The 21,244-nt window shown below is 59.4% G+C and carries 16 protein-coding genes and 3 tRNA genes; 8 read left to right on the top strand and 11 right to left on the bottom strand.

The annotated features are described in order from the left end of the window. Positions 1 to 2: 2 nt before the first annotated feature. Both HQL98_07605 and HQL98_07610 read right to left on the bottom strand, forming a co-directional pair. On the bottom strand, positions 3 to 800 hold the full coding sequence (locus HQL98_07605) for a DUF3050 domain-containing protein (GenBank protein ID MBF0271911.1): 798 nt from the start codon (positions 798 to 800) through the stop codon (positions 3 to 5). Positions 801 to 1,215: 415 nt separating this feature from the next. Next, the gene (locus HQL98_07610; protein MBF0271912.1) at positions 1,216 to 1,530 is read right to left on the bottom strand and encodes a hypothetical protein; all 315 of its coding nucleotides are present in this window, start codon (positions 1,528 to 1,530) and stop codon (positions 1,216 to 1,218) included. Between the two features lie 392 nt (positions 1,531 to 1,922). On the opposite strand from HQL98_07610, the gene arsC reads away from it, so the two are divergent. Then, positions 1,923 to 2,285: an arsenate reductase (glutaredoxin) gene (gene arsC / locus HQL98_07615; GenBank protein ID MBF0271913.1), complete on the top strand. Its 363-nt coding sequence runs from the start codon at positions 1,923 to 1,925 to the stop codon at positions 2,283 to 2,285. Positions 2,286 to 2,316: 31 nt separating this feature from the next. After that, entirely contained in the window at positions 2,317 to 2,769 is a 453-nt protein-coding gene (locus HQL98_07620) for a YaiI/YqxD family protein (protein MBF0271914.1), read from the top strand. Between the two features lie 114 nt (positions 2,770 to 2,883). On the opposite strand, the gene HQL98_07625 is transcribed toward HQL98_07620, so the two are convergent. Next, positions 2,884 to 2,959: transfer RNA gene (locus tag HQL98_07625), tRNA-Glu, on the bottom strand. 358 nt (positions 2,960 to 3,317) lie between these two features. Here HQL98_07625 and HQL98_07630 point away from each other — a divergent pair. The 4 genes from HQL98_07630 (at position 3,318) to HQL98_07645 (ending at position 8,119) form a co-directional block, all read left to right on the top strand. Beyond that, positions 3,318 to 3,393: transfer RNA gene (locus tag HQL98_07630), tRNA-His, on the top strand. Between the two features lie 230 nt (positions 3,394 to 3,623). Continuing rightward, positions 3,624 to 3,707, top strand: a tRNA-Leu gene (locus HQL98_07635). Between the two features lie 258 nt (positions 3,708 to 3,965). After that, complete coding sequence (locus HQL98_07640; protein MBF0271915.1) at positions 3,966 to 7,205, top strand: response regulator; 3,240 nt, start codon at positions 3,966 to 3,968, stop codon at positions 7,203 to 7,205. Continuing rightward, positions 7,202 to 8,119: a response regulator gene (locus HQL98_07645; protein MBF0271916.1), complete on the top strand. Its 918-nt coding sequence runs from the start codon at positions 7,202 to 7,204 to the stop codon at positions 8,117 to 8,119. Before HQL98_07640 ends, HQL98_07645 begins: the two co-directional genes overlap by 4 nt. An 85-nt stretch (positions 8,120 to 8,204) precedes the next feature. Here HQL98_07645 and HQL98_07650 read toward each other — a convergent pair whose 3' ends face one another. Together HQL98_07650 and cobT are read right to left on the bottom strand one after the other, a co-directional pair. Then, complete coding sequence (locus tag HQL98_07650) at positions 8,205 to 8,858, bottom strand: histidine phosphatase family protein (protein ID MBF0271917.1); 654 nt, start codon at positions 8,856 to 8,858, stop codon at positions 8,205 to 8,207. Next, positions 8,855 to 9,886 carry a nicotinate-nucleotide--dimethylbenzimidazole phosphoribosyltransferase gene (gene cobT / locus HQL98_07655; GenBank protein ID MBF0271918.1) on the bottom strand — a complete coding sequence of 344 codons (1,032 nt, stop codon included), beginning with the start codon at positions 9,884 to 9,886 and terminating at the stop codon, positions 8,855 to 8,857. Before cobT ends, HQL98_07650 begins: the two co-directional genes overlap by 4 nt. 200 nt (positions 9,887 to 10,086) lie before the next feature. On the opposite strand from cobT, the gene HQL98_07660 reads away from it, so the two are divergent. Together HQL98_07660 and HQL98_07665 are read left to right on the top strand one after the other, a co-directional pair. Next, positions 10,087 to 11,856 (top strand): arginine--tRNA ligase, encoded by a 1,770-nt coding sequence (locus HQL98_07660; GenBank protein MBF0271919.1) that lies wholly within the window; start codon positions 10,087 to 10,089, stop codon positions 11,854 to 11,856. Then, a complete protein-coding gene (locus tag HQL98_07665) occupies positions 11,853 to 12,941 on the top strand; it encodes an SPOR domain-containing protein (GenBank protein ID MBF0271920.1) in 1,089 nt (362 codons plus the stop codon). Before HQL98_07660 ends, HQL98_07665 begins: the two co-directional genes overlap by 4 nt. A gap of 18 nt (positions 12,942 to 12,959) precedes the next feature. Here the strand turns inward: HQL98_07665 and HQL98_07670 are convergent, their stop codons facing one another. The 6 genes from HQL98_07670 to HQL98_07695 form a co-directional block, all read right to left on the bottom strand. Next, entirely contained in the window at positions 12,960 to 13,268 is a 309-nt protein-coding gene (locus HQL98_07670) for a PilZ domain-containing protein (protein ID MBF0271921.1), read from the bottom strand. Positions 13,269 to 13,509: 241 nt separating this feature from the next. Beyond that, positions 13,510 to 15,753 (bottom strand): hypothetical protein, encoded by a 2,244-nt coding sequence (locus tag HQL98_07675; GenBank protein MBF0271922.1) that lies wholly within the window; start codon positions 15,751 to 15,753, stop codon positions 13,510 to 13,512. Between the two features lie 211 nt (positions 15,754 to 15,964). Beyond that, complete coding sequence (locus HQL98_07680) at positions 15,965 to 16,849, bottom strand: CoB--CoM heterodisulfide reductase iron-sulfur subunit B family protein (protein ID MBF0271923.1); 885 nt, start codon at positions 16,847 to 16,849, stop codon at positions 15,965 to 15,967. Further along, on the bottom strand, positions 16,846 to 17,436 hold the full coding sequence (locus tag HQL98_07685) for a 4Fe-4S dicluster domain-containing protein (protein ID MBF0271924.1): 591 nt from the start codon (positions 17,434 to 17,436) through the stop codon (positions 16,846 to 16,848). Before HQL98_07685 ends, HQL98_07680 begins: the two co-directional genes overlap by 4 nt. A gap of 78 nt (positions 17,437 to 17,514) precedes the next feature. Beyond that, on the bottom strand, positions 17,515 to 19,737 hold the full coding sequence (locus tag HQL98_07690) for a hydrogenase iron-sulfur subunit (protein MBF0271925.1): 2,223 nt from the start codon (positions 19,735 to 19,737) through the stop codon (positions 17,515 to 17,517). A 5-nt stretch (positions 19,738 to 19,742) separates the two neighbouring features. Continuing rightward, positions 19,743 to 21,002, bottom strand: coding sequence for a CoB--CoM heterodisulfide reductase iron-sulfur subunit A family protein (locus tag HQL98_07695; protein MBF0271926.1), 1,260 nt, complete (start codon positions 21,000 to 21,002; stop codon positions 19,743 to 19,745). Between the last annotated feature and the right edge of the window lie 242 nt (positions 21,003 to 21,244).

Here is a 21,244-nt window from a genome sequence, read left to right on the forward strand (position 1 = left end):
CGTCACACCGGCGGAACACGCCGCCGCAACAAGGCCTGATGCACTCCGTCCCAGAAATGGATCCGGGCCGTCATGGCGCGACGGGCGGCCTCTTCGGCGGCGGCAATGTGCGTCGGATCGTTGGCGCACAGGAGGTGCAGCATTTTCAGGGAGAGGGGACCATGATGGTCTTCGTCCAGGTGGATATGGCGCTCCAGATAATAATGGAAGACCGGAGCCTGTGATGAATCGATGGCCATTTGGCGCAACAAGGCTCTGAACATGGGAGGAATGATGTGCTCCCGACCCAGGGCAAAGGCGGCGGCCACCACATGGGGCTGATCCGAGGCGAGGAAGGAGAAGGTCTCCTCCATGAAATGCCGGGATGCGGCGGGAATGGTCTCTTGGTGCTGGTGCAGGGCGTTCCGGAACCCTTGAGCCGCTGCGGTTTGCGCAAAGTCCAGCGCGCCTTTCGGCGAGGCGCCGATTTCCGCCATGGCTTGAGCATACAGCTCAAAATGGCTGGCATAGGTGGGTTCTCCGGATGGAGTCGGCAGACCAAGATCCGATTCCTCTTCCAATACGATGTCGTTGATGAAGCGTCGAATCGTTGGATGGCCCACCGGTGCCCAGGGCAGAGTGGTGGGAGCGAGACGGTTTTGCAGATATTTCAGCAGTGTCATGAAATCCCACACGGAAAAGACATGATGGGACATGAACAGCCGCAAGTCGTCCAGGGAGTGGACCGCGCCATAGACCGGGTGCGCGTCCAGTTGTGCGCGCAAGGGGTGCAAACTTTCCAGGGAAACGGTCAGGGACATGGCAGCTCCTGTCTCGGGATGGATCATCCCCCGATTCAAATCAAGAGGTTGCGGAATGGGGGGCGGTGATGCGCCATCCGAAAAAATAACGGACGCACATTAACCTCCCTGTGGCCATTTGTCAAAGTTTCAAGGCGGCACGATCAAGTCCGTTGGATCGGGTATCGGGAGTGTTTTTTTGAAGAGGGCAGGCGGTATGAAAATTCGGCAGTTTTTTTGGTATCAGGATGGCGGTCTGAGGCGATTGGTCCCTGGATGGCCATAAAAGGGCGCCGACAAGAGGTGTCAGGGGGCGTGTGATACTCGGAGGCAAGATTTGTATAAAGATGTGCGTGGAACGCGGCCCGGAAAGGCTTTCCGATGGCGGCCCACGCACATCTTGAGAGGCTAGGAGGCTTTCAGGCCGGGATGGACATCAATCACCCCAGTTGGAATACTTGCTGCAAATCTTGTCCAGTCTTTTGCCGGCATCGGTTTCGGAGAATTTGGCCAGATGACCTTTGAAATTGTCCGGGGTTTCGTTCCACATGCAGGTACAAAAGGCTTCGGCTTTCGATTGGCCGGCAATGGGGCTGAGTTCTCCACCGCCTTCCCATCTGGTCATGGAATATTCTTTGCACTGTCTGAACTGGGGATCGTCACCGGGAACGGTGTTGTATTCGTCGGCGGCTTGCAGCGATCCGCTCAACAGCAGGGCTGCTCCAAACAGAGCCATTTTAAGCATTTTCATGATCGTATATCCTTGTTTGATTGGTAACCGGTTGTTTGGTTGAAGGGGAAGAGTGGATTTTTTTCGGATTTTCAGAGAAAAAAACTATGCAACAAAAAAAAGTGCGTATTGATGATGGGGTGTTGTCAAAAGAATCACGGGATCAAGCTGAATTGATCCTGAAATGTAACCGCTTTGATTGGCCTTGTCAAGAGGTGAGCTGATTTGTCATGGTGTTTATCCAGGGCACGTGTTCGTATTGGGGGTGGTGTGACGAGCGTTGACCGGCTGTCCTGCAAAACATGAAGATGAATTGCGTGAGAGGGGAAGGATCGGGACGAGTGACCGGGGGTGTGATGAAGAGGCGCCTCGGAAGGTTGTGTTGGAAAGAGAAATGAATCAAGGAGATTGATATGCAAAACGAGAATGTGGTCATCTGGCACAATCCGCACTGTTCCAAGTCGCGTCAGGCTCTGAAACTGTTGGAAGACCATGGCGTCTCTCCCCGGGTTGTGCGTTATTTGGATGCGCCACCGGACGCTCAGGAATTGGGACGGGTATTGACCGCGTTGGGTTTGGAGCCGCGTCAATTGATGCGCACCAACGAGGTGATTTACAAGGACCTGGGTCTGGCGGAAGCCACGCTGGACCGGTCGCAACTGATTGCCGCCATGGTGGCCAATCCGCGTTTGATCGAACGTCCGGTGGTGCTGGTGGGAAATCGCGCTGTGGTGGGCAGGCCGCCGGAGAAGGTGGTGGATCTGTTGGAATCATGAGGGGAAGCGTCACGTTTGAGCAGGAGTGTGCATGGATATCTATGTGGATGCGGACGCCTGCCCGGTGAAGGGTGAGGTGATGCGGGTGGCCGAACGCCATGGGTTGATGGTCCACATGGTCAGCAACCAATGGATGCGCCTGCCGTCGAGTCCAATGTTGCGGGTTGAGGTGGTTTCGGGGGGCTTGGACAAGGCGGATGACTGGATTGCCGAACGGATTGGCCAGGGGGATGTGGCCATCACGGCAGATATTCCCCTGGCTGCCCGCTGTCTGGCCAAAGGGGCGCGGGTGCTTGGACCCACGGGCAAACCTTTTGATGACGACGGTATCGGCATGGCTTTGGCCATGCGTGATCTCAACGCTCAATTGCGGGATGCGGGAGAAATCCGGGGAGGCGGGCCACCCTTCGGCCCCAAGGACCGGTCACGGTTTTTGCAGGCTTTGGAAGAGGCGATTCAGGCCATCAAGCGCATGACGCGGTGAAAAAGGGGGGGTATCTTCGGCCTGGATGCATAAAAAAAGCCCACGCATGATATCGTGGGCTTTTTCATCTTCCTGGTACGAAATTTTTGATGATTTTGATGATATTTTAAAAAATGGCGTCCCGTACGGGAATCGAACCCGTGTTGCCGGCGTGAAAGGCCGATGTCCTAGGCCACTAGACGAACAGGACTTGGTGTTACTTGGTGTTGCCAATACTTTGTGTTGCAAACTCTTGGGGCTAGTCGAGTGGGAGACGGTGTTTTGTCGATTTCCCTGGGGCCGTGTGTTGCCTTGTTCCTCGATTGCTTCAATCCGGATCTTATAACCGAATTGCCGTATCCATTGCAACCCTTTTTTGTGACCGGATTGCATTTTTTTCAGCAGGGCTTTTCTTGACCGGCATCGGGGAGAAAAAGGAACGATTCTTTCGGGGCGGAGCGAATTACACTTGACTTCGTGTCCCACTGGTTTAAAATCCATCCGCTATGGTGTCTTCCCCTCTTGATGAAAACGTCCTTGGCGCTTTGGCTCCGGGACTGGTCAGCATGGCGGATGTAGCTCAGTTGGTAGAGCCCCGGATTGTGATTCCGGTTGTCGTGGGTTCGAGTCCCATCGTTCGCCCCAAATTCCTTGAAGCACGCCAAGCACCCCAGGTTCAAATTGGTCGGTTCGTCAATTCCCTTTTGTGTGTCCCCATTGCTGTTTTTGAGGCTCACCTGCGAAAGTGGGGGATTGGCCGGATACGGCAAAGAACCACACTCGTTGTTGCTCGGATCGGGTTGACGTCACCACGCAAAATGATCCTCCGGTCCATTGGTGACATACCGATTGGTGAAATGCCCGATTGGTGAAATGCCCGATTGGTGAAATGGTAGACACGCGGGATTTAGGTTCCCGTGCCTCGCGGCGTGAGGGTTCGAGTCCCTTGTCGGGCACCATGGCCACCATGGCCATCGTCGATCACCAGCCCCATTGGTGTCTGAGGTCCGGATTGCATCCAGGTTGTCATCAACGGGATTGGAAGGGGGAACCCCGATGGATTACAAGCTGGTTTTTCGATCCCGCGTCGATCCGGAAGCCGATCACCTCCCAATCAGGCCCATGATTTCCGGACAGGAGCCATTCCCGGCTTCCAAGGATGTTCGGGTTTCCGACCGCCTCCGTCAGACCGCCCTCACCGATTGGATGGGAGCGTGATGAAAGAGAAGCTCGTTTCGGCGCTGTTGCCACTTCTCTGGACCGTCCTGCTTGCCGCATCCTTGTTCTGGAATCTGTGGAATGCCGGGCGTGACTCGGAGTCCATTGTCATGGCGTTTGCCCGCGCCTTCAGTGACGCACTCATCAGCACCCATCTGTGGAATGCCAATCTGGGTGGGGTATACGTCAAGGTCACCGACGACATCCAATCCAATCCATACCTGAATCCCGTCATGCGGGATCTGACCACCCGTGACGGGGTGCGGCTGACCCTGATTCATCCCTCCCAGATGTTGCGACAGATCGCCGAAGTTTCCCAGTATGATCAGAAGGTGCGTTATCATCTCATCGCCCTGCGTCCCATCCGGTCCGCCAACACTCCGGATGGCTGGGAAACGGGGGTGTTGCGCGCCTTCCGGAATCCGGATGATGAACGTCTCGAACTGGTGGCGTCCACCCTGCATTTTCGTTACATGCGGCCACTGCTGGCGCAAGAAGCCTGCCTGAAATGTCATGCGGGTCAGGTGGCCCGGGTGGGTGAGATTCTGGGTGGGGTCTCCTTGACCATTCCGGGCGGGGTGCATCTGAACGCGTTGCGGTCGTCACGGCTGGCGTGGGGGGTATCTCATGGGGTGGTCTGGCTGCTCGGACTGGGGGGGATGTACGCCTTTCGCAGGTTTCGTGATCGACAGAGGCAATTGCTCGATTACAGTCGCGAGGCCTTGTTGCAGGAAAAAGCCTCCGCGGAAAACGCTACACGGGAAAAAAGTGAACTCCTCGGACAACTGCTGCAAAAATCATCCAAGCTGTCCAAACAGAACAAAGAGCTGGAACTGCTCGGACAGATCCGTTCCGTCACCAATCGCCTGTTGATCGATGCCCTGGAGCCTCTTTCCCTGATGGAACATCTGGAAGAGGCCATGTTTCTGATCACCGCGACCCCCTGGTTCGGCATTCAGCCACGGGGATCGATTTTCTTGTGGGACGAGGCTTCCGGAGAACTGGTGCTGGCGGTGCATCATCAGCTTTCCGAGCCGTTGTTGACCTTATGCGCCCGGGTGCCTCTTGGTCATTGTCTGTGCGGTCGGGCGGCTCAGACCCGTCAGGTGGTGTTCACCAGTCATCTGGGGGATCGTCATGAAATCCGCTTCGAGGGGATGGAGGAGCATGGTCATTACTGTTTGCCCATTCTGACCGGGGATCGTCTGCTGGGGGTGCTGAATCTCTATGTGGATCACAACCATACCCCGACCACCGAGGAGGCCAATTTTTTGCGTTCCGTGACCAGCACCCTGGCCGGAATCATCGTGCGGGCCGAACAGGATGAACAACTGGCCGAAGCCAAGCGTCGCGCCGAGGAGGGCACGCGTGCCAAGAGCGCCTTTCTGGCCAACATGAGCCATGAAATCCGTACCCCCATCAACGCCATTCTCGGTCTTGGCCATCTGCTGGAACAGACCATTCTCTCCGGACAGCAGTTGGACTATCTGCGCAAGATCCGTTTCTCTTCCCAGTCCTTGTTGAACATCATCAACGATATTCTGGACTTTTCCAAAATCGAGGCGGGCAAGCTTTCCTTGGAGTCGGTGCCGTTTCATCTGGAGGAGATTTTGGGCCATGTCATCGGACTGGTGGAACACAAAGCCCGGGAAAAAGGATTGGTCATTCTGCTCGACATTCCGCAGGATCTGCCTTGCACCTTGCGGGGCGATCCGTTGCGACTTGGGCAGGTGTTGACCAACCTGATCGGCAATGCGGTCAAGTTCACCGAGTCCGGGGAGATTGCGGTCAGTGTCCAGCCTTATTATTATTCTGAGAGTTTTGTGGTGCACTGTTTTTCGGTGCAGGATACCGGCATCGGCCTGACCCCGGAACAGCAGGCCGGACTGTTTCAGGCGTTCAGTCAGGCGGATCTTTCCACCACGCGTCGTTTTGGCGGCACCGGATTGGGTTTGGCCATCAGTCGGCAGTTGGTCCGCATGATGGGCGGGCGGATCTGGGTGGAGAGTGAACCGGGTCGGGGCAGTCTGTTTGCTTTCACGGCGGCCTTTTGGCGTCAGGATCAGCAGACGGTCTTGCAGGATGCCGATGCCCGCCATCATTCGTTGACGCGGGATCCGGCCAGTGATGAGCGGGCTTTGGCGGCCTTGCGGGGTGCGTCTGTGTTGGTGGTCGAGGACAACGACATCAACCAGCAGGTGGCCAAGGAGATTCTGCAACAATGGGGACTGGTGGTGACGGTGGTGGGGGATGGTCGGGCCGCCATTCAGGCGGTGGAACAGGCCCATCCCCCCTTTGCCGCGGTGTTCATGGATGTGCAGATGCCGGTGATGGATGGTTATCACGCCACCCGCGCCATTCGCGGACTGGCGGTGGGCGGGGATCTGCCGGTGATCGCCATGACGGCCAATGCCATGTCCGGGGATCGGGAGCGGAGTCTGGCCGAAGGGATGAACGATCATCTGGTCAAACCCATCGATGTGGATCTTCTCAAGGCGAGTGTGTTGCATTGGGTCAAGCCGGTCCCTGGTGGTGGAGTTGAGGGGGAGGTGAAAGCGGCTGTCGTCGTGTCGGCTGAGGCGCTCCCGGCGTGTGTCCTGCCCGAGGTGTTGCCGGGGATCGATCTGGAGGACGGTTTGCGGCGGGTGGCGGGCAATCGGGGATTGTTCGCCCGCTTGATCCTGGAATTCTGTCGCAAGTACCGGCGTTCCGGCGAGACCTTGCGCAAGGCTTTGGATGCTGGCGAGGTGGGTGAGGCCCGTCGTTTGCTGCATGCCCTGGGGGGGATGGCGGGCAATCTTTCGGCCCGTGATCTCCATGGCACCATCAACGCTTTGAGAAACGCCATCAAACAGGAACACAGGGGAGAGATTCCGGTTTTGCTGGATCAGTTTGATCAGCACTTGCGGATCGTGGTGGAATCGGCTTTCCTTTTGGAGGGGTTGAACCGGTCGGAACCGTCGACGACCCCCGATGTCGGGACCGAGAATTTCGCCTGGGATGTCTCCGTGGTGGCGCCATTGCTGGAGCAGACCATGTATCTTTTGGGGTCCAACAATTTGGCTGCGAAACGGATGATGCCTGCCATTCGTGAGGCGTTGCCTGGGCCGCGTTTCCAAGAGGAGATCCGCGCCATGGAAGAAAACGTGAATCAACTCGATTTTGCCGCCGCGCGTCCTCCTTTGGAGGCCATTGCCCGCGCGCTTGCTTTGATCCTGACCACGGGTGAGACTCCATGAAAAAAAACCGGGAAAAACCGGTCATCCTGGTAGTGGATGACGAATCGATCAATATCGAGGTGTTGGATGAGATTCTGCGGCGCGATTATGTCGTGTTGTTTTCCACCCATGGCAAGATGGCCCTGGAGATGGCCGTTGTCCAGGATCCGGATCTGGTTCTGCTGGATATCATGATGCCGGGGATGGATGGTCATGAGGTGTGTCGCCGACTGAAGGCCGATAGCCGCACCCGGGCGATTCCGGTGGTGTTCGTGACCGCCATGAGTGGCAAGGAGGATGTGGTCGAGGGATTGCGGCTCGGGGCCTATTATTATTTGACCAAGCCGGTGGACCCTCCGGCCATTCAGGCGGTGATTGCCGCCGCATTGCACGAATACGCCACCCATTGCGCCTTGCAGGAAGAGGTCAACAAGACCGCCAGCATTTTTGGGCTGTTGGAGAGCGGTCGATTCCGGTTTCGCACCATCGAGGAGGCCCGTTCACTGGCGGTGCTGCTGGCCAAGGCCTGTCCCGAGCCGGAAAAACGGGTGCTGGGTTTGACGGAGTTGATGGTCAACGCGGTGGAGCATGGCAATCTGTCCATCAGTTATCAAGAAAAGAGCGCCTTGCACAAGTCGGGCAGTTGGGCCGATGAGATCGAACGGCGTCTGAACCGGCCGGAATATGCCAAGAGAAGCGCGACCGTCGAGTTTGTGCGGGATGGGGGGGAGATCCGGTTTTTGATTTGTGATCAGGGGGAGGGGTTTGACTGGCGCGCCTTCATGAAGATCGATCCGGACCGGGTTTTCGATTCCCACGGTCGGGGCATCGCCATGGCCAACATGCTCAGTTTCGACGCGGTGCGTTATCTGGGCAAGGGCAACGAGGTGATGGCGGTGTTGAGTATCGTCCAGTCCGGGGAGGCGCGGTGGTGATGGCCTGAGAGGGCTGGCGGCAAAGCGCGTTTTTTCCCCCGTCCGGGGCGTGTGGGAGCGTGCGACGGGGGCAGGATCGGGGCGTTTATCCGTTGCGGGATCCGGTGACGCCGCAAAAGATCAGTCTGGGCATGATGGTGTCGCCAACCCGGTCAATGCGGATGCGGGCCATGGCGGCATAGGGCACGGAGATGCGGGAGAGGTGTTCCAAAGGCGTGAACAGCACCAGTCCCAGCAGAACCCGGATCACCCCGCCATGGGCCACCACCAGAATCCGTTCCCCGTTGCCTTGGGGATGGGTGAGGGTATCGTTCCACAAGGCCCGCAGCCGGATCTGCACATCCCGCAGATGGTCACCTCCCGGCGGAGGGTTGTCGAGGGGATTTTTCCAGAAACGGGTGAGACGGTCCGCGTCCGTGGCCAGGATTTCGGCGGAGGTTTTGCCTTCCCAGGCTCCGAAGCTCATCTCCCGCAAGGAGGGATTGATTTCCGGCTGGAGGTGGAGCCGTTCCCCCAGGGCATGGGCGAATTCGGCGCAGCGGCGCAGGGGCGAGGAGTAGATCCGGTCCCAGGGGCCGTGAATGCGGGTGGTGTTCCACATGGCGTCCCATCCTTCCGGGGCCAGGGGGTCGTCCAGGGAACCTCGATACTTCACCCCGCCTACGGGAGCGCCGTGACGCAGCAGATCGATGACCAGTCCGGTGTCGCCGGAGCGATTTTTGTAGTCGGGTGGGATCATGGCGTGGGTGGTGCGGTCTCGTTGAGCAGAGCGCAGGCGGCGCGCAGCAGTGGCAGTGCGGCCAGGGCGCCGGTGCCCTCTCCCAGACGCATATCCAGGTTGAGGAGCGGGCGGGTTTCCAGGCTGCGGAAAACGGCGTATTGACCGGGTTCGGCGGCCCGGTGTCCGAAGAAGAGCCATTGTTTGAGGGGGGGATGCAGAGTCACGGCCACCAGAGCGGCCACCGAGGCGCAGAAACCATCCACGATGGCGGTGATGCCCAGTCGGCCACAGGTGACGTAGGCCCCGCACAAGGCCACGGTCTCGAATCCTCCCAGACGGCGCAGCACATCCAGAGGCGTGGAAAAGAAGCGTTGATGATGATCCACGGCGCTTTGGATCGCCTGGGCCTTGATCACCAGGGTTTCAGCCGGGATACCGGCACCGGGACCGGCCACGGTTTCCGGGGGAATGCCCAACAGGGCGCAGGCCACGGCTCCCGCCGAGGTGGTTTTGCCTGCGCCGATCTCTCCGCCGATGAAGATCCGGCAGCCGTTGTGCGCGGCGCGTTCCACGGCCTCCCGACCGGCGGCCAAGGCGGCGGCGAGTTGCGGTTCGCTCATGGCCGGGGTGGTGCGAAAGTCGGTGGTGCCGTTGCCGACCCGTTGGCGGATCAGGCCCGGCAGGGCGCCCGGATCGTGAAACAGTCCCACATCCACCACTTCGTGGTGAATCCCGAAGGTACGGGCCATCACGGCGCTGGCGCTGGTGCCGTTCAGGCAACTGTGCAGCAGGGTCGGGGTCACCTCGACCGACATGCCCGACACGCCCGCGTTGGCCACGCCGTGATCGGCGGCGAATACGGTGATCTGGCACGGGTCGGCGGACGGATCAGGCCGATGCTGCATGGCGGCCAAGCGTTCCGCGATCTCTTCCAGGGCGCCCAACGCCCCTGGCGGGCCGGGAAGTCGGGCAAAATGGTTGCGTGCCGCCTGCGCCATGGATGCGGAGATTGGTTTGATCGGTTGGTGCAGCCAAGTGGAAGTCACGTTAAAGAAAACTCCAGCGGTCGAAATCATCCAGGGTTTGAATCTTACCCGAATATGGTACCTTCAATCTGGGAAAAAGGCCAGAGGAGGTGGAACGGACGAAATTTTTTCGCGGTGCGTTCGGTCGGTTGCCATGGAAGGCGGCAACCGGGTAAACTAGGGATTCAGTCATTATCGTAAACCGCGCGAAGGGAGTTGCCATGCGGGAGATTGTCATTGGACTCGTGGCCCGCAGTCTGGAACGGCTGGCCGGAGAAGGGGTTTTGTCCAGAGAGTTGGCGGCTGCGTTTCTGGATCGGGGAGCGGAATTCAAGGTGGAGCGCCCCCGGGAGAAGTCCCATGGGGATTTTTCCACCAACGCTGCGTTGGTTCTGTCCCGCATGGCGGGAATGAAGCCCAGGGAGTTGGCCCAGCGGCTGCTTGCTGCCATGCCCACGGATCAGACCGCCGGGGTGCGTTGCGAGATCGCCGGACCGGGTTTCATCAATTTTCATTTCTCCCCGGAGCGGTTGCGTGGACTGATTCCGGAAATCGCCAGCCGTGGTCCCTCCTATGGCCGTTCCCGCAGCGGGGCCGGACAGCGGGTGTTGGTGGAGTTCGTTTCGGCCAACCCCACGGGGCCGATGCATGTGGGGCATGGCCGGGGCGCGGTGACCGGGGATGCCATCGCCCGTCTGTTGTCCGCCATCGGCTGCGAAGTGGAGCGGGAGTATTACATCAACGACGCCGGCGCCCAGATCGACGTGTTGGGCCGGTCGGTGCTGTATCGCTATCGGGAGTGTCTGGGCCGGGAGGTGGTGGCCCCTCCGGATTATTATCCCGGGGAATATGTGATCGAAATCGCCCGCGCCCTGATCGATCGGGATGGGGAGCGGTGGCTGGAGCGTTGCGACTATCTGGCCCGTGACCATGCGGCGGATAAAAGCGGCCTGGAAAGACCCCCCGTGGAGGTGGTGGATTTTGCCATCTCCTGGGTCATGCGGGAGATCCGCGCCGATCTGGAATCCATGCGGATCCACTTCGACCACTGGTTTTCCGAACGCACCCTGCACGCGGAAGGGGGCATCGATCGGGCACTGGCCCATCTGTCGGCCCATGACTGGATCCACGAAGGGGTGCTGGAACCCCCCAAGGGACGGGAGGTGGCCGCGTCTGAGGAGTCGGACAGCCGGGTGCAGTTGCTGTTTCGCTCCTCCCGACTGGGGGATGACTCGGATCGCCCCTTGTTGAAGGCGGATGGCACCCCCACCTATTTCGCCGCCGACATCGCCTATCATTTCCACAAGGCCCAGCGGGGCTATACCCGATTGGTGGATGTGTGGGGCGCGGATCATGGCGGTTATGTCAAGCGGGTCCAGGCCGCCTTGGAGGCCATGACCGGCCAGAAGGATCTGCTGGACGTGGTGTTGACCCAGATGGTCAATCTGACCCAGGGAGGCAAGCAGGTGCGCATGTCCAAGCGGGCCGGAACCTTCGTGACCCTGCGGGAGGTGCTGGACGAAACCGGAGCCGATGCGGTGCGTTTCTGGTTTTTGACCCGCTCGTCGGGTGCCGGACTGGATTTCGATTTGGATCTGGCCAAGTCCAGGAGCAACGACAATCCGGTTTTTTATGTGCAGTATGCCCACGCTCGGGTCTACTCTTTGCATGCGAAGCTCAAGGAGAGAGCGTTGCCGGAGGTGGAGGGGGATTTATCCCGTTTGACCGCCGCCGAAGAGATGGATTTGATTCGTCTGCTCGGGTTGTTCCCCGAAACCGTGGAAGGCGCGGCCTTGAGTCGCGAGCCGCATCGCGTGACCTATTATCTGTCGGAACTGGCGGCGGCGTTTCATGGCTATTATAATAATTATCGCATTCTGGATGAGGATCCGGATTTGCGTGGTGCCCGATTGGCGCTTGTCCGTGCGGCTGGACAGGTGATTGCCAACGGGTTGGATTTGTTGGGTGTTTCCGCTCCGGAATCAATGTGAATCCCCGTTATCCCACTTCCAGGCAGTTCCGGCGTCACCGGAGCCGAAAATTGGGTCGTCCCTTGCTGCTGTTGGGCTTGATGGCGGGCGTGGCTTTGTATTGGATTTTTTCCTCTTCCCCGGCGCCCCGGAAACCGGAGGTGGCTGCGGTTTCGGAGAGCAGAAACCTGGAAGAGGAGATCGCCGCCCATCTCAAGACCACGCAACCGGCTGCGGTGACCCCGCCTCCCGCGGCAGAACACGGACGCCACGACAACAAGGAAAAGGACAAGGAAAAAGAAAAAGCGGGAGCCTCAGGGGATGGTCGCAGAATTGCCATGATCGATCCCCCCTCCCTGACCGATCCCACGGGCCGGCTGGAGGCCCCGGAAACCCCGGTGCCCTCCGAAGGATCGGCTGCGGCCAACCATGCCCCGAAGCCGTTCACGCCAATACCGGTCCAGGCCAGGAAACCCTTCGAGAGTCCCAAGTCGTCGGACGCCGCCAAATCCACCGAATCGTCCAAGAGCGCAGACGCGGCCAAATCCGTCTCTCCGGGGGGCAAATCCGGCGACAAGAACAAAGCGGAACCGGAATCCACCGCAGAGAAAAATCCGTCGGGAGAGCATGAAGCGAAAAAAAGCAGCGAACCCGAAGATCCCCCCATGCCTTCCGCGCCCAAGGAGTTGGCTCCCAAGGCGCGTCCGCCGGATGTGCCGATCACTTTTTATGAAGAGTTGCCCAAACGCAAGGTGATCGTGCCCCTGGAAGAACCGGTGGAAAACGCCAGCAGCGCCAAATCCACCACCAACGTTGCCGCCGATGCGCCGCCCCCCCGTTCTCCCGCCACGCCGGAGAAAAATGGCGCCCGCACGGGTCCTTATGTGGTGCAATTGGCGGTGTTCAACGACGCCCAGCGCGCCGCCACCATGGCCGGAGACCTCCAGAAAAAAGGCGTGCCCGCCCGGGTGGTCAAAAGCAAGGATGGCACTTTGTATCGGATCCGTTTGGGTCCGTTCCCGACCCATGCCGAGGCCACCCGTTCCGTGACCCAATGGAAACTGGGTGGACAATCCACGTTGATTTTTCAAGATAACGAGGGATAAGTCATCCTGTTGCCTCCCTCAGCATGGGAGTGTAGCCGGTTTCAGTTGGGAAATCAGCCCTGGAGGCGGGATGTCGAGAAATTGAATCGCAATGCCCTCTGGAGTCAGGCGTGCCACCTTGCAGGGCATGATGGAGCGCATGATCAGGGGCATCAGGTGAAACAGCCCGATCTCCTCCAGGTCGATTTCGATCGCTGGATAGCCAATCTCAAAATAGACCCCGCTTTCACTGACATCGACCGTGTTGCCGATGTAGGCCCGACGGTTCGGCAATTCCAGCAAAACCCTCGCCAGGACCTTGATGCGTTCCGCCCGATTGAAAGCCATTCCTTGGTTTCCGAGTAAAGAATTGACAATTGTTCATTTATCTCCTGTATGCGCAGTATAGGTGAGTGTCTTTTGAAAATCCATCGTAAATTTTGCTGGTTTGCAATTTTTTCCGATTATCGAGATATCGGGATGGGCGTGCTTGTGAACCAACTGGTTTCAAATAGGCCGGGAATCGGCGTTCCGGCGGTTTCACCAGGGCTGTTGAGGCATCGGGCAGACAAGTGGCAAGTGGCTGTACTCAGCTCGGCTCGTCACGGATGCCCGAGGGGTGGCCGTTGTCCATGGCCAACACCGCAAGCTGTTCGATTTCGTCGTCGGCCAGCACCCGGGCCAACTCCCGATAGGCGTTGAGACCCCGCACGCTGCGCACGCAACTGAACAACGGTCTGGCCTGGATGCGCATGCGGCTGTCTTGCCGCGTGGTCTGAAGAATGCCCCGCAGACGGCTCAAATGTTCGGCGGTGAACCAGGAGCGCCACAAATGGGTCAGGCGGTCCCAGGCCGCCACCCCGTCTTCCCGACTGGCATGGTCCGCTTCGTCCAGGGTCCAGGCATCCGGATCCAGCACCGAACGCAGAATGATCAGATTCAACGAATAGATCGCCAAATGGCCCAACAGTGGCAACGGGTTGAACCAGGGGGTGCGTTCGCCGGTCATCAGGGCCGGAGGCAGATTGCCTTGCAAAATCCAATGGAGCTGACCGTGGACCATTTCGTTCAGGATGATCAGGAAGTTTTCCCGATCCAGGATGGTGCCCCGTTCCCCTTTTTCCGGCATGAAGCAGCACTTCACCCGTTCTCGCAGCATGGCCAGAATGCCGGGACGGTCGAACAGCGGGGTATGGCTCAGGGTGGCCAACCATAAATCCGGCGTGGTGGCCGGATTGCGGAAACGCTCCTCGGAGAGCTTGCGCAAGGTGCGATTGCGTCCCCGTCGTTCCCGGCAGATGCGGGAGGCTTCGTCCCAGGTGGTGCGCAGAATGAAATCCGCGCTCATGAATTCCCCGAAGGCCGCGTGCCAGAAAGAATAGGTGCGCAAGACCTCCTTTTCCCGTCCGACTCCGCCGGAACGGGCGCGCCCCTCCCGTGACGACTCCACATGCACAAAAAACAGCCGGTCCAGAATGTGCCCGTTCTGCCCGCCTGGTCCGCTTTCTTTGGGGGGGGAGAGGGGATCGCCGCCGTCGTTGGGCGGGGCGAGCAGCAGTGCCGCGTCCCGTTCCAGGTCGTCGGAGCGGATGGACAGGGCGTGACGATGAAACATTCCCAACGCCGCCGCTCCCAGGCGCAGCAACTCTTGATTGATGAGTTCGTTCTGGGAGCCGGGGGGCAGACTGCGGGTCACGAACCGTTGGGTGATCTGCTGATAAAGCGCCGCCCGGCTCAAGGGACCGCAGGCCCGCAGCGGATTGCCATCCGCGTCGAATACCGCCAGCAGGGTCAGCAGAAAGGGGGTTTCGGCCAGTTGCAGCACCGCCGGGTTTTCCGGGGGTGTCAGGGGCTGAACGCCGGTGGCGCGGAAATACCCCCGATTGGAGCGGTTCCACAAGCGCATCCAGTGGCTGCGGTGGGCCTCGTCGAAGGGTTCCAGGCGCAAGACCACCGCGCCGGCGGGAATGTCCGCCCGATCGATCACCTCGGTGCGACTGGTGAGAATCAGACGTACCGGACGCCCCAACGAGGCTTCCAATTCCTGAAAGCGTCTGGCTTTTTCCGGATAGTCCCGGAACACCTTCTCGTTGGCCCCCAGCAGATCGTTCATGCCGTCCAGCAGGATCACCGGATTCTGATCCCGCACCGAACGGCTCAGACTGCCCCATTCGATCTTGCGTCCGGTTTCCAGACGCAATTGTTCTTCGATCTGGGCCTGGATGGTGGCTTTGGCGTCCACGCTGCCCAGCACCACGCGCACCGGATGAAAGGCCGACGCGCACAAATGAGCGGCCAGAATCCGGGTCAGGAGGGTTTTGCCGGAACCGGTGGGCCCGAGGATCACCAGAGGCGTGGCCAGAGAGGAGTCCGACAGCAGCCAGGGCAGCAGAAAGCGTCCCAGATCCTCGCGTTTTGGAAATCGCGCCCAGAACAGGTCATCCCCGTAATGCCGTTCCCCGGTTTCGTGACGCACGGCCCGAAAGGATGGGGGAATGAAGGATTGCACCATGCGGGGTGGGGTCATGGCGTGGCCCCGCAGGACCGGCGCCTGGTTGACCGGAAACAGAGGCGCTTCCAGTTGCTGGGTATAGCGTCGGGTCAGCTCCTTCCAGGTGGGATCCGGATCCTTGGCCGGGCTGGCGGCCTGGATCGAGCGGATCGCTTTGCGCAATCGGGAGAATCCCACATCCATGACGGGGTGCCGTCCCGCAGGCGTGGTCTGGGTGTCGTCCAGGGGACGGGAGAGGAGCAGTCGGGCCTTGGGAGGCAGTTTGGACCATTCATCGTCGATGAAGGGTGCGATATCGTAGTGGGGTAAGCCGTGATCCATGAAACGTATTGACTCCGGTCGGAATCGGGATGGGGGATCCATCCCGAGGCACGCTTGGGGTTTGGGTGTGTGCGGAACAGGGGAGTATAACGCAAAAATTGACAGACCAGAATGGTTTGATATCGGAGCGGGTCGGATCGTCAAAAAAAATCGCCCCCGGATGGGGAAACCACCGGGGGCGATGGGGTGCCGAAGGTCGGCGCAAGAAGGGTCAGGCGAAACGGCGCAGGGGTTCAGCCGGGATTACCTGCTGATGCAAAGCCGCTTCCTGCCAGCTTCCGCCCCAGGCCAGGACGAAGAGCTGGGAGTAGTAGAGGATCGGAATGTTGAAATGGGTGCCCAGGGTTTTGTTGATCATGCCCTGATAGACTTCCAGGTTCAATTGGCAGACCGGGCAGGGGGTGATGATCACCTCGGCGCCGTTGTCCACCGCGGATTGCAGGATCTGCTTGGTCAGGACGCAGGCTTTTTCCGTTTCCGAGAACATCAGTGCGCCGCCGCAACAGGCCACCTTCATGGGGAAGGGGACCGCCGTGGCACCGGTGGCTTCGATCATCTTGTCCAGATAGAGGGGATTTTCGTAGCTGTCGCCGCACACGCCGAAGGGGCGGTTGGTCTGACAGCCCACATATCCCGCCGCCTTGAGGCCGGTGAGGGGCTTGGTGACCTTGGATTTCAGGGTCTCCCAGCCGATGTCCTCGATGAGCACTTCCACCATGTGACGGGTCTTGATGTGTCCATCGTAGGAGAGTCCGGCTTCGGCCAGGGCGGTGTTGATGTCCTGTTTGATGCGGGGTTCTTCTTCGATGCGCTCGTTGGTCTCCCGCATGGAGAGCCAGCAGGCGGCGCAGGTGGCCACCAGATCCGTGTTGCCTTTTTGTTTCTGGGCCAGGGCGAAGTTGCGCGCCGACATGGCCATGCGGGGAAGCTGTCCACCGCCGGCGTAGCCGATGGAGGCGCTACAGCAGTTCCAGTCGTCGATTTCGTTGAGCTGGATGCCCAGGATGCGACACATGGATTGAATCGAGTTCTCCATGTTGGCGGCTGAGGCGTTGTGTTCGGAACTGCATCCAGGAAAGAAAGTGTACTCCTTCATGCCTTGTTCTCCAGTTTTGCCTCAAGTTCGGCGGCTTTTGCCAACATTTTCGTAAAGCCGTCATATCCTTTGATCTTGCCCCGGAAGGGGATGGGATTGAGACGGCGGGTCTTGAGCATGCCCAGGGCGGAGTCGCGCATTTCCAGACCGCGTTGAATCCCGGCGCCGATGCCATCCTGGAAATAAAGCCGCATGGTGAGCATGGCTTCGCCGACACGTCCCGTGGCGGTGATGTTCTTCCAGAACACCTCCACGGCGAAGCGACGGGTGGGCTGCATGGGATCGACCGCTTTTTCGGTTTCGGCGTAGCGGGCCAATCCGTGGATGATGTGGGTGATGGGCAGTTCGCGGGGGCAGCGGACAATGCAGTTGTAGCACGAGGTGCACATCCACATGTCGGAGCTTTTCAGCACCTCGTCGCGTTTGCCGGCGCGCACCATCTGGAACAGTTGCCGGGGCGAGTGCTGCCAATGGGCGCGCAGGGGGCAGGAGCCCGCGCATACGCCGCACTGCATGCACATCTTGATCCAGTGGCCCATTTCGGACTTGTTGTAGACGTCTTTGGCGAAAGACAGGTCGTAAGCCATGTGTATTGTCTCCCCTCCGACCCTGCAAGCGTGGCGGTTGGACCGGACGCTTGGCAGGGTCGGTGTGTTGAAAGCGCGTTAGAAACCCTTGTAGGGGTTGGGGTTCAGGTTGCTGATCTGCTCCACGAAATCACCGATCACCCCCGGAAGGGTTTCGGCGTCCATGATGTTCACTTCGACCATTTTCACCCGATTGGATTCCAGTTTCAGGCGTTGCAGGGTCTCGGAGACCTTGCTCAGACGGTTTTCCGCCAGGGCCGAACCGCGCACATTGTGGCACTGGTAGTTGTCGCCGTGACGACATCCCATGAGCAGCACGCCGTCGAAACCCTTGGACATGGCGTCCGCGATCCACACCAAGCTCAACGATCCCATGCAGCGCAGGGGGATGATCCGGATGTAAGGGCTGATGGGGCTGCGCAGACGACCCATCATGTCCAGGGCCGGAACCGCGTCGTTGGTGCAGGCGAAGACCAGAATGCGGGGTTTTTCCTCGTCTTCTTCCGGGATCTCGATTTCCTTGATCATGGTGCTGATCATATCCACCGAGTAGTTGGCGAAGGAGATGATCTTCTGCGGGCAGGCACCCATGCAGGTGCTGCACCGCCGGCACCGGGCCGGATTGAACAAAGGATTGCCCTTGTCGTCTTCGTTGATGGCGCCGAAGGGACACTCCTCGGTGCAGCGTTTGCACTGGGTGCAGCCTTCCGCCCGATAGGAGGGGAAGGAGAGGTCACCGGAGCGGGGATGGACCGCCACACCTTGGGCCACGGCTTCCACGGCCTGGATGGCTTTCAGGGCCGCGCCGGAGGCGTCGGTCATGGTGGCGGCGATGCCCATGGGGCGTCGGGCCGGACCAGCCACATAGATGCCGGTACGCCGGGTCTCGTAGGGAAAACAGATGAAATGGGAATCCGGGAAGCCATTGGCCCCCAGACGGGGCAGGCTAGGTCCCTGGCGATACTGGAGATTGAGGATCGAACCCGGGAGTTCATCCCGTCCCGTGCCCACGGGGGAGGGGGAGTTGGGATCCAGGGTATCCACGGTGGAGACCATGCCTGTGGCCAGCACCAGCAGATCCACATCCAGGGATTCGTTGGCGCGGATCAGGTGATCTTTCACCTTGACCACCACACCGCCCTTGGGATTGCCGGCCACTTCGGTGACATCACCCTTGATGAAGACGCCGCCTTCTTCCTGGACCTTGCGATAGAAATCCTCCATCTGGCCCGGGGTGCGGATTTCCTGATAGACCAGATAGGTGGAGGCGTCCGCCCCGTACTGATCGATCACATACATCGCCTGTTTCATCGAGTAGATGCAGCAGGCGCCGGAGCAGTAATCCAGATGTTCCTTGTCCCGTTGTCCGGCGCATAGGGCAAAGGCGACCCGTTTGGCGGGTTGACCGTCGGATTTGCGGACGATCTTGCCTTCTTTGGCCATTTTTTCGAATTCGTCGCTGGTCACCACATCCGGTGAGGCGCCGTAGCCCAGGGAGGAGGGCAGTTTGGTGGGATCGTACAGGTCGAAGCCCGTAGTCACCACAATGCTGCCGACCCGGACCTCTTTGGTGCTGGTGGCGTTCTTGATGATGAGATCGAACTGGCCCGGCTGTCCGGAGGTCTTGGTGACCGTGGCGTTCTTGAAGATCTTGATGCGGTTGTCCGCTTCCACTTCGGAGATGAGGGCACCGATAAAGTTGTCCGCCAGATCCCGATAGGGCGGTTTGTTGTCCGGGGTGACTTTGAACATGGTGTTCATTTTGCCGCCCAAGACATCGCTTTTTTCCACCAGCACGGCCTGATAGCCCGCTTTGGCGATGTCGCGGGCCGCCGTGAGGCCGGCCAGACCGCCACCCACCACCAGCACATCCTTGGAGCCTTCGGAGTGCAGGAACGGATCCGGGACGTTCATCTTCTTGATTTTGATGGAGCCGAGGCGCAGATAGTCTTCCGCCATCATCTGGCGGTCTTCTTCGGCGGTTTCGTCTCCGTCCTTGACATCCTGCACCCAAAGACATTTGTCCCGCAGATCCACCCGATCCATCAGATCGATGTCGAAGCGGAACTCGGCGCTCTTTTCGCGATGGGAACAGGCGGCGATGATGACGGCGTTGACCGTGCCCTCATCCAGATCCTTTTGGATCATGGCCACCCCTTCGGCGCCGCACAGCAGGGCGTGATCCTTGACCACCGGAATTTTTTGTTCCTTGGAGGCGATCGCCTTGAGGGCCTTGAGATCCAGGGCGTCGCCGATGCCGCATCCGGTGCAGATGTAACAACCGATTTTCTTTGGTTCCATGGTTTCTATCCTCTCTTAACCGCGGCGTGGATCGCCTTCATCGCCATGGCCGTGGCGGACTGGACCGAACTGGCCACGTCCGTCGGCGCCGCCGCGCATCCGGCGGCCAGAACACCTCCGGTGACAAAGCCGTATGCGTCGTGGCTGGCCTGATCCGAGGGCACCTGGGCATCGACCGCCGAGTTGGGCTCCATGCCGGTGGCCAGCACCACCAGATCAAACGGCATCGCGTAGCGTTCGCCGGTGAGGGTGTTTTCGCCGATGACCACCGGGTTGCCGTTGGCATCTTCTTCGATGCGGGCGGGCTTGGATTTGATCCAGGAGATGTTGGCGTCTTCCCGGGTTTTTTGCAGGAAGGATTCGTAACGGTCCATGGCCCGCAGGTCGATGTAGAAGACCGTCACCTTGGAGTCCGGATATTGATCCCGCACATAGGCGGCCTGTTTCATGGAGGCCAGGCAGCAGACGCGGGAGCAAAACGGCAGATAGTTATGATCCCGGGATCCGGCGCATTGAATGAAGGCGACATTTTTCGCCTCTTTGCCGTCGGACGGACGGATGATCTTGCCACCCGTGGGACCGTAGACACTCGCCAGACGCTCGAAGCGCATGTTGGTGGTGACATTGGCGTATTGACCGAAACCGTAGGGCAGAATCTTTTCGGCGTCGTAAGGTTTCCAGCCCGTGGCCCAGACCACGGCCGCGACCTGTTCTTCGATCACGGAGGCTTCCATGTCGGGCTGGATGGCCCCGGCGGGACAGATCTTGGCGACCTGTTTGGCCTCATCGGTTTTGGCGTAGGCCGGATCCATGTAGTACCAGCTCGGGAACGCCATGGCATGGTTGTTGCGGATGGCCTTGACTTTGTTCAGACCGAAATTGAACGGATCCGCAACCTCGGTGGTGCATACCGCCGCGCATTCGCCGCAGCCGGTGCAGGCCTCGGTGACGAAACGGGGATTCTTGCGGATGCGAACCGTATAGTTGCCTTCGGATCCCTGGATCTCTTCCACTTCGGAGAGGGTCAGATAGCGAATGCGCGGATTGTTCTTGATGCGCTGGAAATTGATCTCCAGCCCGCAGACCGGGGAGCAGAGTTTCGGGAAATACTTGTTGTGTTGCGCGACTCGGCCACCGAGGTGTGGATCCTTTTCCACTAAAAGCACGTTGTATCCGGTTTCGGCTGCCTCGACGGCGGTCGTAAGCCCGCTGATTCCACCGCCGACGACCAGGATGGTTTGGCCTGCGGCATGAGCATCCGCCATGGTTTACCTCCGATTGATGGTTTATGATGAGTGTTCGGCCATTTTTTTGTGCTTGTGAACCCCAGAACCCCTCAGTTCGCAAGGACCGGTCTGGCTTTTTGGGCCGGGTTGATGCACCATGTTCAGCATTCTCTTATATGCTGATGTTCTTACACCGTGATGCATCTTAAGCGCAAGGGGTCCAAGATTCAACAGCTTTTTTTATGGCACCATTTTTTTGTGATACCGTCTTTTTTGTTTGT

It is taken from the genome of Magnetococcales bacterium (assembly GCA_015231755.1).
Lineage (GTDB): Bacteria > Pseudomonadota > Magnetococcia > Magnetococcales > Magnetaquicoccaceae > Magnetaquiglobus.